The sequence below is a fragment of the Jatrophihabitans lederbergiae genome, assembly GCF_031845305.1.
In the GTDB taxonomy this organism is placed as follows: Bacteria; Actinomycetota; Actinomycetes; order Mycobacteriales; family Jatrophihabitantaceae; genus Jatrophihabitans_A; species Jatrophihabitans_A lederbergiae.
On sequence record NZ_JAVREH010000011.1, the window covers coordinates 72,361 to 85,766 of the forward strand.

At 70.0% G+C, this 13,406-nt stretch carries 12 protein-coding genes; 7 read left to right on the plus strand and 5 right to left on the minus strand.

The annotated features are described in order from the left end of the window. Nucleotides 1-41 precede the first annotated feature (41 nt). The gene (deoC, locus tag RM423_RS10885; RefSeq protein ID WP_396327684.1) at nt 42-1,007 is read right to left on the minus strand and encodes a deoxyribose-phosphate aldolase; all 966 of its coding nucleotides are present in this window, start codon (nt 1,005-1,007) and stop codon (nt 42-44) included. A gap of 103 nt (nt 1,008-1,110) precedes the next feature. Between deoC and upp the strand changes: the two genes are divergently transcribed. The 3 genes from upp (at nt 1,111) to RM423_RS10900 (ending at nt 3,977) form a co-directional block, all read left to right on the plus strand. After that, nucleotides 1,111-1,734, plus strand: a complete 624-nt coding sequence (gene upp, locus RM423_RS10890) for a uracil phosphoribosyltransferase (RefSeq protein ID WP_311423054.1) — start codon at nt 1,111-1,113, stop codon at nt 1,732-1,734. Nucleotides 1,735-2,046: 312 nt separating this feature from the next. After that, a complete protein-coding gene (locus tag RM423_RS10895; protein ID WP_311423055.1) occupies nt 2,047-3,033 on the plus strand; it encodes a hypothetical protein in 987 nt (328 codons plus the stop codon). A gap of 152 nt (nt 3,034-3,185) precedes the next feature. Continuing rightward, nucleotides 3,186-3,977 carry a hypothetical protein gene (locus tag RM423_RS10900; protein WP_311423056.1) on the plus strand — a complete coding sequence of 264 codons (792 nt, stop codon included), beginning with the start codon at nt 3,186-3,188 and terminating at the stop codon, nt 3,975-3,977. A gap of 101 nt (nt 3,978-4,078) precedes the next feature. Here RM423_RS10900 and RM423_RS10905 read toward each other — a convergent pair whose 3' ends face one another. Continuing rightward, nucleotides 4,079-4,366 carry a hypothetical protein gene (locus RM423_RS10905; protein ID WP_311423057.1) on the minus strand — a complete coding sequence of 96 codons (288 nt, stop codon included), beginning with the start codon at nt 4,364-4,366 and terminating at the stop codon, nt 4,079-4,081. 126 nt (nt 4,367-4,492) lie between these two features. Between RM423_RS10905 and RM423_RS10910 the strand changes: the two genes are divergently transcribed. Next, nucleotides 4,493-4,786: a hypothetical protein gene (locus tag RM423_RS10910; protein ID WP_311423058.1), complete on the plus strand. Its 294-nt coding sequence runs from the start codon at nt 4,493-4,495 to the stop codon at nt 4,784-4,786. A gap of 80 nt (nt 4,787-4,866) precedes the next feature. Here the strand turns inward: RM423_RS10910 and RM423_RS10915 are convergent, their stop codons facing one another. Genes RM423_RS10915 through RM423_RS10925 form a run of 3 tightly spaced genes read right to left on the minus strand, consistent with a single transcriptional unit; the run spans nt 4,867 to nt 8,221 of the window. Beyond that, complete coding sequence (locus RM423_RS10915; protein ID WP_311423059.1) at nt 4,867-6,546, minus strand: phospho-sugar mutase; 1,680 nt, start codon at nt 6,544-6,546, stop codon at nt 4,867-4,869. After that, nucleotides 6,546-7,403 (minus strand): NAD-dependent epimerase/dehydratase family protein, encoded by an 858-nt coding sequence (locus tag RM423_RS10920; protein ID WP_311423060.1) that lies wholly within the window; start codon nt 7,401-7,403, stop codon nt 6,546-6,548. Before RM423_RS10920 ends, RM423_RS10915 begins: the two co-directional genes overlap by 1 nt. Beyond that, nucleotides 7,400-8,221: a purine-nucleoside phosphorylase gene (locus tag RM423_RS10925; RefSeq protein ID WP_311423061.1), complete on the minus strand. Its 822-nt coding sequence runs from the start codon at nt 8,219-8,221 to the stop codon at nt 7,400-7,402. The genes RM423_RS10920 and RM423_RS10925 overlap by 4 nt, the downstream gene beginning before the upstream one ends. Nucleotides 8,222-8,297: 76 nt before the next feature. Here RM423_RS10925 and RM423_RS10930 point away from each other — a divergent pair, with 76 nt between their 5' ends. Genes RM423_RS10930 through meaB form a run of 3 tightly spaced genes read left to right on the plus strand, consistent with a single transcriptional unit; the run spans nt 8,298 to nt 13,359 of the window. Beyond that, the gene (locus RM423_RS10930) at nt 8,298-10,190 is read left to right on the plus strand and encodes a methylmalonyl-CoA mutase subunit beta (protein ID WP_311423062.1); all 1,893 of its coding nucleotides are present in this window, start codon (nt 8,298-8,300) and stop codon (nt 10,188-10,190) included. Then, entirely contained in the window at nt 10,187-12,376 is a 2,190-nt protein-coding gene (gene scpA / locus RM423_RS10935; protein ID WP_311423063.1) for a methylmalonyl-CoA mutase, read from the plus strand. Before RM423_RS10930 ends, scpA begins: the two co-directional genes overlap by 4 nt. Next, entirely contained in the window at nt 12,376-13,359 is a 984-nt protein-coding gene (gene meaB / locus RM423_RS10940) for a methylmalonyl Co-A mutase-associated GTPase MeaB (protein ID WP_311423064.1), read from the plus strand. The genes scpA and meaB overlap by 1 nt, the downstream gene beginning before the upstream one ends. Nucleotides 13,360-13,406 lie beyond the last annotated feature (47 nt).

Here is a 13,406-nt window from a genome sequence, read left to right on the forward strand (position 1 = left end):
TTTCCGATAAGTCGATAGCGTGAACCTCAGCCGAGCCACCATCAGTCGATCGAGATGTAGTCGCCGCCGTCGTAGGCGCCGGTGGACAGCTTGTGCCGTTGCTGCAACAGGTCATTGAGCAGCGAGGACGCACCGAAACGGAACTTGTCGGGGGTCAGCCACCGCTCGCCGGTCACCTCGTTCACCATGACGAGGTAGCGGATGGCCTCTTTGGTAGTGCGGATTCCGCCGGCCAGCTTCACCCCGCGCACGTCGCCGGTGCGCGCCGCGAAGTCCCGGACCGCCTGCAGCATCACCAGCGCGACCGGCGGTGTGGCGGCCGGTGAGATCTTTCCGGTGGACGTCTTGATGAAATCGCCACCGGCCAGCAGGGCTAGCCAGGACGCCCTGCGCACCGAGTCCAGGGTGGCCAGCTCGCCGGTCTCGAGGATCACCTTGAGGTGCGCCGTCCCGCAGGCGCGCTTGACGGCGGTGATCTCGTCGAAGACCCGCAGGTAGTTCCCGGACAGGAAAGCGCCACGGTCGATCACCATGTCGATCTCGGTCGCCCCATAGCTGACCGCCTCCGCCACATCGACCAGCTTGGTCTTCAGCGCCGCGCGCCCGGACGGGAACGCGGTCGCGACCGAGGCGATCTGGACGGGGCTGCCCTCGAGCGCCTCGACCGCGAACGGAACCATGTCGGGATACACGCAGACGGCGGCGACCGGCGGCGCCGTCGGGTCGCTCGGATCCGGCCGGACGGCCTTGGCGCACAGCGAGCGGACCTTGCCTGCGGTGTCCGAGCCTTCCAGGGTGGTGAGGTCGACCATCCGGATCGCGGTATCGATCGCCCACGCCTTCGCGGTGGTCTTGATGCTGCGGGTGGCCAGGGCCGCGGCGCGGCCCTCGGCGCCGACCTGGTCGACACCCGGCAGGCCGTGCAGGAAGCGGCGGAGCGTGGCGTTGTCCCGCGTGAGGTCAGACGTCTGTACCGGGAGCTGTACGGCGGTGTCAGGCGGTGTCAGGGTTGCGCTCACCGCAATATCTTAGGCCGGTGCGCTGGCTTTGCCCGACATTCGTCGGGCGGCTTCTCGTCGATAGGCTCCCGTTGGCCGATAGGCTCCCCGCGTGCAGACCGTCGTGGTAGACCATCCCATCGTCCGGACCCGCCTTTCGGTCATGCGGGACGAGACCAGCAGCAACGCCGAGTTCCGTGCCGCGCTGCGTGAGCTGTCGACACTGCTGGTGTACGAGGCCACCCGGGAGTTGCCGGTCACCGAACTGCCCGTCACCACGCCGGTCGGTCCGACGCTGGGCACCACGCTCGCCAACCCGCCGCTGCTGGTGCCGGTGTTGCGCGCCGGCCTGGGCATGGCGGAGGCCGCGTTCAACCTGCTTCCCGAGTCCCAGATGGGATTCGTGGGCCTGGCCCGCAATGAGGAGAGCCACCTGCCCGAGGCGTACATGTCCTCGCTGCCCGATACGCTCGCCGGCCGTCCGGTGCTGGTGCTGGACCCGATGCTGGCCACCGGAGGCTCGCTGGTGCACTGCTGTGGGCTGCTGGCCTCGCGGGGAGCCGCCGACATCACCGTCATCTGCGCCCTGGTCGCGCCGGAAGGGCTGGCGACCGTGGAGCGCAGTGGGCTGGCAAGCCGGCTGTTCACCGCCAGCATCGACGAGGGCCTGAACGCCAACGCCTACATCGTCCCGGGCCTCGGCGACGCCGGCGACCGGCAGTTCGGACCGCGTTAGCGGGTCCGAACGATAAGCACCGTGGACCGCGGTAGCGGGTCCGAACGATAAGCACTGTGGACCGCGTTAGCGGTCCGAACCATCAGGCACTGTGGACCGCGGTAGCGGGTCCGAACGATAAGCACTGTGGACCGCGGTAGCGGGTCTGGTATCAGCGTGCCTTTCCGCCGCTCCTCACTCCGGCCGCCTCAGCAGTCCCAGGTGCTGAGACGGTGCCGGGATGGTGCAACGAATCGGCTCGCCAGGACGTCATGAGCAGTAGCGACGTCCATGCGGCCGGGCCGGTCCACCGCAGCTGTCAGGAGTCAGCGCATGTTCGAAGAGGTTCCGCCCAGGCGGCGCGGCATTGCCGGTGTGACCGCCCGGCACGTGGTGCTGGGGCCGTTCGTCGTCGGCGGGGGTGTGCTGCTCGCGGCCATCGGCGGTTCGGTGGCAATAGCTGCCACGGTGATCACCGCCTCGACCATCCGGCTGTCGGATGTGCCGCCCCCGTCGCACCTGACGGCGCGTGCCACTGCCGCTGTTACCACCATCCCCGTCGCCACCACCCCAGCCGCCGCCGCTGTCAGGACCGCCCCAGCGGGTATAGCGCCTGGAAGCAGCCACCGCACCACGCTGGCCGGAGCGCAGCCGTTGACGGCGCCGGCTACCGATCCGTCGCGTCCGCAGTCGAGCTCCCTTGGGGTGACGCCGTCGGTCACCGGTGCGCCACCCGTCGAGTCGAGGCGGCGGCCGGTCCGAGCGCCCACGGCGACGACCGATCCACGCTCCTCGGCCGTCCTCGCCAGCGCGACCCCCTCCACGACCTCCGCCAGCGCGTCTCCGGTGTTGCCGCCGCCGGTCACCCGCCCAGAGGGCAACGCCCTGGTGTACGTCAGCGGTTACCACGCCGCGACGCGACGCATCCGGTACGAGTTCGCCGATGTCAGCACAGCGTCGGACGGCAGCACGCGCTACCGGGTCAGTTCGCCGCAGCGGTTCAGCGCGAGGATTGCGGCCTCGGTGGTCGTGATCTCCGGCGGCACGATCTGCCCACCGGCCGACAGCCGGTGCACTCCGGCGCAGCTGATCGCGGCCTCGGTGCGGGGCTTCTTCGCCGAGGTGGCCATCGACTCCAGTGGCCAGCTGCAGGCGGTGATCGAGCGGGACAGCACCGCGACGCCGGTGGCTCCGCAACGGAGCGGCGCACCGCCCTCCCCGTCAGCTCCCGCTCTGGTCGGCTCCCCGCCGGCCGCGTCATCGGTACCGTCCGCGTCATCGGTACCGTCCGCGTCGCCGAGTGCGTCTGGTCGGGGCTGAGGACTGCTGTGCCGGTGGTGCGGCAGCACGCACTTGTTATCGAGTTGATGCCGGGACCGGAAACGGTTCTGACCGGACCCGCGTTCCTCTAGCGAGACTCACTGACTCGGCCGTTCCCGCATCCGGTCGCCGCGTCGAGAAGGTAGAAGTGCATGAGCAAGCTCGCGAGCAGGTCGCTGCACGGACGGCGCCATCTTTCGATGCTGGCGGTCGCCGGCCTGATCGGGATGGTGCTGGCAGCGGGCTGTTCTACGCACGGCGGCCCGGGGTCGGCGGCGACCTCCGCGGCCCAGAATTCCAGCTCGCAGAACTCCAGCTCCCAGAACTCCAGTTCGCAGAGTTCCAGCGTGCCCGCCAGCGCCGCCAAGCCACCCTGCCAGCAGTACGCCTGCACACCACAGCCACCGGTGGCGCTGAACGCCGACTACGCCGTCCGGCTCTGGTCCAGTTCCGCGACCGCCGCCTCGGGTGTTCAGAACCTGCGGAGCACCCCGGTGCTCGAACTGGTACGGACGTCCGGCGGTACGAGTCAGCACGTCCAATGGTGGGTCGGGCGGCTGGGCTACGGCTGGACGGCCACGCTCGTCTGCGCCGCCGGCCAGCATCCGAACTGCGTGGTCTCCTCCAGCGTGGGCTCCCATGCGGGTAACGCCGAGGTGGTGCAGTTGCGCGGCTCCGCCCTGGTCAGTTCGCCGGCCACCAGCGTGACCTTCGACTCCGGCGTGCCGAGGGCGGCCGATCTGAACGGTGACGGCTACCTCGACGTCGCCGGGCTGGACAACGACTACAAGCCCAACTTCGCTACCGGACACAACTTCTGGACGACCTACCGGTTCACCGGCGGCGCGTTGCACCAGACCGGTTGCACTCCGCAGAAGTCCATTCACCAGGTCGCACCGACGGTCCTGCTGACCGGCCCCTGCCCGATGATGCCCTCGGACTGAGTTTCCAGAGCTCTCCGTCGTGGTGGTGTCAACGGGCTCGCAGGCGGTCAAGGGTAGAGGGCGTCCAAGGCCGGTGCACCTTCCCGCCCTGCTGGCGGGGGTCAGGCCCGCTGGCTCGACTTGCCTGCTCGTTCACGTCGCAGTCGCGCGACGTCGGCACGGGTCAGAGGTGCAACCTCGCCAGCCGCTAGGTGCTCATCGGCCTGATCGAGGAGCGCGGTGACCTCCGGGCTTGTGAGCCACTCTCGTTCGGTCCGTGGCACGACATCCGCAGGGGTGAGAACGAGTCGTCCGCTGACAACCTCAGCCAGGAACACCACGGGCTCACTGTCCAGACCGAGCTCCTTGCGGATGGGAGCCGCGATTACCAGCCGCCCATTAGCGGCCATCTGAAGGGTTGTGGTCGCACTCATAGTGTCTGACACTACGCCTGAATGATCGGATGGCAAAGTGGCAGAGTGGCACGCTGCTAGGGTTCGTATGTGACGGAGCCGCCTGCCTACAAGCACCTGTTCGTGACTCCCGATTTCGAGCTCTCCCTCGCATCTGAAACCACCGACGGTGCCTTCATTTTCTCTGACGAGGAGTTCGACGGCGTCATGGATGCCTTGGACATCCTGGACGCCGCGCCGACAGAGGCTCCGGGCAAGATCCGGCTGCATGCAATGCAGGTGGACCTCAAACCGTGGTGGTCAGTGACGCCACCCAAGCCTCCGGGCACAGGGGTCCGAATCATGGTGCGGCCCGAAGTTCGTGGTGGCGCTGGCGTCTGGATCGTCGGCCCCGTGACCCGCCACTACCGATTCTGATGTCGCCGCCGACTGGTCGTCGGCGAGTCGCCGGTGGGCCGACGTGACCCCAACCCCCTTCGGACACCCACTCGCGACGGTCACAGCGCGAGCGCGGTGGTGACCTCGTCGCCCAATCGGCTCAGTGCTCGGTCGGCCTGCGCTTCGCGCGCTGCCTCGTCGGCGGCTGCGTCGGCGCCGAGCACCAGCTCCAGGTAGGCCTTGCACTTGGGCTCGGTGCCTGAGGGACGCACGACCACCCGGCCGCCGGAGAACCGCAGGATGAGCACGTCGTTGTCCGGAGCAAGGTCTATGACGGTCACCGCGCTGCTCAGCAGCTGCGCGGGCGGATTGCCGCGTAACCGGCTCATGGCGGCGCTGATGTCAGCCACGTCGGCCAGCCGCCAGGACAGCTGCCGGGTGGCGTGCAGTCCGTACTCGGCCGCCAGTTCCGCCAGCCGCCGCGGCAGCGAGGAGCCCTCGGCCTTGAGGCTGGCCGCCAGCTCCGCGATCAGCAGTGCCGCCGAGATTCCGTCCTTGTCCCGCACCAGCGAGGGCGCCACCGCGTAGCCGAGCGCCTCCTCGTAGCCGAACACCAGGTCCGGTGCCGCACGGGAGATCCACTTGAATCCGGTGAGGGTCTCAGCGAACGGCACGCCATGCTTGGCCGCCATCGACGAGAGCAGCGTGGAGGACACGACGGTGGTCGCATAGGTGCCACGGACCCCGTTGCGCAGTAGCCAGTCCGCCAGCAGGGCACCGACCTCGTCCCCGCGCAACATTCGCCACCCGGCACTATCCGAGCTGGAACCGGCGGCGTCCGGGAACGGCACGCCCACGGCGCACCGGTCGGCGTCCGGGTCGTTGGCAATGATCAGGTCGGCGTGTCGCTCGCGGGCCAGCGCCAGGGCGAGGTCCATCGCGCCCGGTTCCTCGGGGTTCGGAAAGGCCACCGTGGAGAAGTCGGGATCGGGCTCCGCCTGCTCGGGAACCTCGACGGGTGCGGCGAACCCGGCCGCGGCGAACACCGCCCGGACGACGGACGCGCCCACCCCGTGCATCGACGTGTGCACGATGTCCAGCTCGCGTGGGGTATCCGGCCGCACGAGGCCAGCGATGGCGTTCACGTAGTCAGAGACGAGGGATTCGTCGATGGTGTGAAAGCTCTCGGCCAGGGCTATCGCGCGTACGGGTGGCACCGCCCGGATGTGCGCCTCGATGTCGCGGTCCATCGGCGAGACGATCTGGGCGCCGTCACCGGCGTACACCTTGTAGCCGTTGTCCCGCGGCGGATTGTGTGACGCGGTCACCATGATCCCGGCTACCGCGCCCAGCCGCTGGACTGCGAAGGCGAGCAGCGGGGTGGGCAGCATCCGGGGCAGCAGCCTGGCATCGAAGCCGGCTGCGGCGAAGATCGCGGCGGAGTCGCGGGCGAAGGACTGCGACCCGTGCCGGCCGTCGTAGCCGATCACCACGATGCCGCCGGCCTTTCCGGCATCGATCAGCTGGGCGGCGAGCCCGGCAGCGGCCCGCCGGACCACCGCGGTGTTCATGCCATTGGGGCCTTCTCGCAGTGGGCCACGCAAGCCGGCGGTGCCGAACGTCAGCGGGCCGGCGAACCGCTCGGCCAACTCAGCGGCGGCGGCCTCGTCCCCGGCTTCGGCGCGGTCCAGCAACGACCGCAGCCGGCCGGCCGCGTCCTCGTCCGGATCGTCGGCGATCCAGTCCCGCACCTGGGCCGACAGCTCGACCGACCGTTCGACCGCGTGGTCGGTAGCCATCAGGACCTCTTCCCCGCGGCGTCCAGGATTTCAGCTATGCCGAAAGCCGAATGGGTGAAACCGCCACCCACGAAGGCATCCACGGCGCCCGCGTTTCCCGGATCGGATCGGTGCTGGCTGGCGTCGTCCATCGGGTGGTAGCCCAAGGCCTCGCCGGCGGCCAGCGACCACCACCGGTGACGGTTGTTCGACACGCCCCAGACTTGGGCGAAGGTGAGATCTTCACTGCGCAGGCAGGCGTCCACCAGCCGCGCGCAGTCACCCGGCGACAGCCAGGTCGCCAGCGCCCGGTCGTCCGGTGGCGCGTCGGCGAAGGTCCCGATCCGCAAGCAGGCAACCCGCATGCCGTAGCGCTCGACGTAGTAGCGGCCCAGCGCCTCGCCGAACACCTTGCTGACGCCGTACAGGGTGTCCGGTCGAGCGGGGGTGTCGGCGGCCAGTTCGGTCGTGCCGTGCGGGGTGAAACCGACCGCGTGGTTCGAGGATGCGTAGACGACCCGGGCCACCCCGGCCCGGCGGGCAGCCTCGAACAGCTGGTACACACCCTCGATGTTGGAGTCCCGCACGGTGGGCCACGGCGCCTCGGTGGGCTGGCCGGCCAGGTGCACGACGGCGTCGACTCCGGCCATCGCGCGATCCAGGGCAGCGAGGTCGCTGAGGTCCGCGACGATCTCGTCCGTGTCCGATGGTGCAGAGTCCGATGGCGCAGAGTCCGATGGTGCAGAGGAGGCCGAGGAACCGGAGGGCGGCTCGGCGGGCACCCGGTCCAGGCACCGCAGCTTCCAGCCGAGTTCGGGCAGCGAGACCCGCAGGGACGTGCCGATCCGGCCGCTCGAGCCGGTGAGCAGGATCGTCACAGCCGGGCCACCAGTTCGCCGAGCAGGCCACCCGCCCGGGTGGCCGCCGCCTTGCCCGCGGCCAGCACCTCTTCGTGATTCAGCGGCTGCCCGGTCATGCCCGCGGCCAGGTTGGTGACCAGTGAGATGCCGAGCACCTCGCACCCTTCGGCGCGGGCCGCGATGGCCTCGAGCACGGTCGACATGCCGACCAGGTCGGCGCCCATCGTCCGGGCCATCCGCACCTCGGCGGGAGTCTCGTAATGCGGTCCGGGGAACTGGGCGTACACGCCCTCGGCCAGCGACGGGTCGATGTCGCGCATCAACTGGCGTAGCCGTAGCGAGTACAGATCGGTGAGGTCGACGAATCGCGGCCCGACGAGCGGGGACGTTGCGGTCAAATTCAGGTGGTCCGAGATGAGCACCGGATCGCCGACCGACATGTCCTGGCGCAACCCGCCGCAGCCGTTGGTCAGCACGGTGACCGAGCACCCGGCAGCGGCTGCGACCCGGACGCCGTGCACCACCGCGGCCACGCCCCGGCCCTCGTAGAAGTGGGTGCGGCCGAGGAAGGCGAGTACCCGCTTGCCGTGCACCTCCAGTGACCGGATGACACCCGCATGCCCCGCCACCGCCGGCGGCAGGAAGCCGGGCAGGTCGGTAGTGGGAAACTCCAGATCCGCCGAGGCGAGGGAGCCGAGCGCGTCCACCGCCGGAAGCCAGCCGGAGCCGAGAACGAGCGCGACATCGTGCCGTGCCGCGCCGGTTCTCGCAGCCAGCGCCTTGGCGGCCGCGCGCGCCGCCTGCTGGGGATCTGAGGTATCGGAGGTCTCGGTCACGGGGGATGAGCCTAGTGGCGAGACTTGCCCCACGCCCAGCGCCCGGCGAAGCGGACACACCTCTAACATTCGCGCTATGACGGCGCCCCCGGCACATCTCGATCTCGCGGCTGACTTCCCGGCAGCGTCGCGTGCGCAGTGGCAGGAGTTGGTCGCGGCCGTGCTGACCAAGTCGGGCCGTCCGGTGCCTTCCGACGCCCCGCCCGAGACGGCTCTGGCCGCGCGGAATTACGACGGTATCGAGATCGCTCCGCTCTACACCGCGGCCGATGCGCCGGCGGGTTCCGCCGGCGTGCCGGGCAGCCCGCCGTTCACCCGTGGCGCTACCGCCGAGGGTGCCGCCCGCACCGGCTGGGACGTACGCGCACGGCACCTCGACCCCGACCCGCTCGCTGCCAACCGCGCCGTTCTGGACGACCTGCGCAACGGCGTCTCGTCACTGTGGCTGGTGCTCGGCGGCAGCGGAAATCACAGTGCCGGGCTGACCGCCGCGGACTTGCCCCGAGTGCTCGACGGCGTCCATCTCGATCTCGCCCCGATCGTCCTGGACGCCGGTCCGGATTCCCGTGCGGCAGCCGAGACCCTGCTGCGGCTGGCGGCCGATCACGGCACCCCGGCGACCGACCTGACTGGCTCGCTCGGCGGCGACCCGATCGGGTACGCGGCCCGGACCGGCTCGACACCCGACCTCACCCTGGTCGTCGACCTCGCCGGGCTGGCCGCGGGCCATCCCAAGCTGCGTCCGGTGACCGTGGACGCCACCGTCTACTCCGACGCGGGCGGCGGCGACGGTGACGAGCTCGCTATCAGCGTGGCGGTGGGGGTGGCCTACCTTCGGGCGCTGACCGACGCGGGGGTACCGCTCGACGCCGCACTGGGCATGATCGAGTTTCGCTATGCGGTGTCGGCGGACCAGTTCGCCTCGATCGCCAAGCTGCGGGCCGCGCGCCGGGTCTGGAACCGCGTCGGTGAGCTGAGCGGCGCCGCCGGCGAGGACCGCGGCCAGCAACAGCATGCCGTCACCGCGGCCTCGATGCTGACCCGCCGCGATCCCTGGGTGAACCTGCTCCGGACGACCATCGGCTGCTTCGCCGCCGCCGTCGGGGGCGCTCAGGCCATCACCGTGGCGCCGTTCGACTCCGCGCTGGGGCTGCCGGACGACTTCGGCCGCCGGATCGCCCGCAACACCTCCGCCGTGCTGCACGACGAGGCCAGCCTCGCGCGGGTGATCGACCCTGCCGGTGGCTCCTGGTACGTCGAATCGCTCACCGAGCGGCTGGCCGAGGCGGCGTGGCAGAAGTTCACCGCGCTGGAGCGAGCCGGTGGAGCGGTGGCCGCACTGGAATCCGGTGCGATAGCGAGCCTGCTGGCAAGCACCCGGCAACGTCGCCAGGACGACATCGCGCACCGCCGGACGCCGATTACCGGCGTCAGTGAGTACGCCGTCAACTCCGAGACCTTGCTCAGCCGCCGGCCGGCTCCGGCCGCGCCGTCCGGTGGGTTGCCGCGGCTGCGGGCGGCGGAGCCGTTCGAGGCGCTGCGCGATGCGAGTGACGCCTGGCTGGCCTCGACCGGAGCCCGGCCGCGGGTGTTCCTGGCTGCCCTCGGGCCGGTCGCGGCCCACACCGGGCGGTTGAGCTTCACCCGCAACCTGCTGGGTGCCGGCGGCTTGGAACCGGTGGTGGCAACCGGCGAGCTGGCCGACCTGCTGGCGGGATTCGCGGCCAGCGGTGCGGTGGTGGCGTGCCTGTGCTCCTCGGACCGGATCTATGCCGGCGAGGCCAGCGCTGCCGCTACGGCCCTGAAGGCGGCCGGCGCCCGGACGGTGTGGATAGCCGGCAGTCCCGACCTGCTGGTCAGGGACGGCTCTGGAGAACAGTCCGGCGCGATCGACGCCGCGCTGTACTCGGGGTGCGACGCGGTCGCGGTCCTGCGCTCGATGCTCAGCGATGTGGGGGTACCGGTGTGATTCCCGACTTCAGCAACCTACCCCTCGGCCCTGCCAGTACATCGGGGGAAAGTACATCGGGGGAAGCCAGAACAGCTGAGTCCGGCGTCCCGCACTGGGCGACGCCCGAGGGCATCGACGTCGCCCCGCTGTACACCGGGGCCGACCTGGTCGACGTCGACTTTCTCGACACCTATCCCGGCATCGCGCCGTTCCTGCGCGGTCCGTACCCGACGATGTACGTCAACCAGCCGTGGACGATCCGCCAGTACGCGGGGTTCTCCACCGCGGCGGAGTCGAACGCGTTCTACCGCCGCAACCTGGCAGCCGGTCAGAAGGGGCTGTCCGTCGCCTTCGACCTGCCCACGCACCGGGGCTATGACAGCGACAACCCGCGGGTGATCGGCGACGTCGGCATGGCCGGTGTCGCCATCGACTCGATCTATGACATGCGCGAGCTGTTCAGCGGCATCCCGCTGGACCGGATGAGCGTGTCGATGACCATGAACGGCGCGGTACTGCCCGTCCTGGCGCTGTTCGTGGTCGCGGCCGAGGAGCAGGGTGTGGCGGCGGAGCAGCTGACCGGCACCATCCAGAACGACATCCTCAAGGAGTTCATGGTCCGCAACACCTATATCTATCCGCCCACTCCGTCCATGACCATCATCAGCGACATCTTCGCGTACACGTCCGCGCGGATGCCCCGGTACAACTCCATCTCGATCTCCGGCTACCACATCCAGGAAGCGGGCGCGACGGCCGATCTGGAGCTGGCATACACCCTCGCCGACGGCGTGGAGTACATCCGGGCCGGCCTGGCCGCGGGCATGGACATCGACGCCTTCGCACCCCGGCTGTCGTTCTTCTGGGCCATCGGCATGAACTTTTTCATGGAGGTGGCCAAGCTCAGAGCGGCCCGTTTGCTGTGGGCGAAACTGCTGCGACAGTTCGATCCCCGCAACCCCAAGTCCCTGTCGTTGCGAACCCATTCTCAAACGTCCGGCTGGTCGCTGACCGCCCAGGACGTCTTCAACAACGCCGTCCGGACCTGCGTCGAGGCGATGGCCGCAACCCAGGGCCACACCCAGTCGCTGCACACCAATGCCCTGGACGAGGCGCTGGCGCTGCCGACGGACTTCTCGGCGCGGATCGCGCGCAACACTCAGCTGCTGCTGCAGCAGGAGTCCGGAACCACTCAGGTCATCGATCCATGGGGTGGCAGCGCCTACGTCGAGAAGCTCACCTACGACCTTGCGCGGCGCGCCTGGGGCCACATCCAGGAGGTCGATAAGGCCGGTGGGATGGCCGCGGCGATCGAGCTGGGCCTGCCGAAGCTACGTATCGAAGAGGCCGCCGCCCGGACGCAGGCCAGAATCGATTCGGGTCGCCAGCCGGTGATCGGCGTGAACAAGTATCGGCTGGCGCAGGAGGAGGATCTGGACGTCCTCAAGATCGACAACTCCGCCGTCCGGCAGTCGCAGGCGGAGAAGCTGCGGCGGCTGCGTGAGGACCGCGACCCGTCCGAGGTCGAGGCGAGGCTGGCTGCGCTGACCCGCGCGGCGAAGGCCGCGGCGGACGGCAGCCGACCGGCCGGGCTGGAGCAGAACCTGCTTACGCTGGCCATCGACGCCGCCCGTGCGAAGGCCACCGTCGGCGAGATCTCGGACGCGTTGGAGAAGGTGTACGGCCGGCACGCGAGCCAGATCCGAACCATCTCCGGTGTCTACAGCGAAGAGGCGGGCAAGGTGAGTGCGATCGACGAGGCCCGGGCGGCCACCGACAGGTTCTCCGACGACCACGGCCGCAGGCCGCGCATCCTGGTCGCGAAGATGGGGCAGGACGGCCACGATCGCGGCCAGAAGGTGATTGCCACGGCGTTCGCGGACCTCGGCTTCGACGTCGACGTCGGCCCGCTGTTCCAGACGCCGGCCGAGGTCGCGCGCCAGGCCGTCGAGGCCGACGTGCACGTCGTCGGGGTGAACTCCCTCGCCGCCGGCCACCTGACGCTGGTGCCGGCACTGCGGGATGAGCTTGCGGCGTATGGGCGTTCGGACATCCTCATCGTCGTGGGCGGCGTGATCCCGCGGCAGGACTTCGACGAGCTGCACGCGGCCGGAGCGGCGGCCATCTACCCGCCGGGCACCGTGATCGCGACGGCGGCGCTGGACCTGCTGGCGTTGCTGAACGCTCAGCAGTCCGACGGCTGATGGGCGGTCTCGCTGAGCGGGTGCTCGCCGGCGACCGGGCGGCGGTGGCCCGCGCGATCACGCTGGTGGAATCGCGGCGGGCCGACCACCGCGAGCAGGCGCAGCAGCTGTTGAAGGAGCTGCTGCCGCATACCGGCGGAGCCCAGCGGGTCGGCATCACCGGCGTGCCCGGCGTCGGCAAGTCGACCTTCATCGACACCCTCGGCAGCAACCTCACGGCACGGGGTCACCGGGTGGCGGTGCTGGCCGTCGACCCGTCCTCGACCCGCAGCCGGGGCAGCATCCTCGGCGACAAGACCCGGATGACCCGGCTGGCAGCCGATCCGGCCGCGTTCGTGCGGCCCTCGCCCAGCTCAGGCACGCTCGGCGGGGTCGCCAAGGCGACGCGCGAAACGCTGCTGATCATGGAGGGGGCCGGGTATGACGTGGTGCTCGTCGAGACGGTCGGCGTGGGGCAGTCGGAGTACCTGGTAGCGGACATGGTCGACACGTTCGTCTTCCTGACGCTGGCCCGCACCGGCGACCAGTTGCAGGGCATGAAGCGCGGCATTCTTGAGATCGCCGACGTCATCGCGGTGAACAAGGCGGACGGCCCGCACGAGGACGAGTCGCAGCGGGCGGCGCGCGAGCTGTCCGGAGCGCTGCGACTGCTGCGTGGCAGCCGGGACGAGTGGCAGGCACCCATTCTGACCTGCAGCGCGCTGAACAACACCGGCCTGGAGCGGGTGTGGAAGCACGTGTGCCGCCATCGCGACAAGCTGGTGGCCGAGGGCCGGTTCGCCGAGCTTCGGCGTCAGCAGCTGGTGGAGTGGACCCGCGCGATGGTCGCCGATCGGCTGCTGGACCAGCTGAACGCACCTGGAAACCGCGAGGTCGTCGAGGCGTGCGAGCGGGCGGTGCTGGCCGGGGAGCTGACCGCCGACCAGGCCGCGAGCCGGATCCTGGCCGCCGTGAACAGCACCGCCGTGGACGGCACTGCCTGAGCAGTGGACCGATACGCGAACCGGGCCGTCCCGTGAGGCGGCTAAGG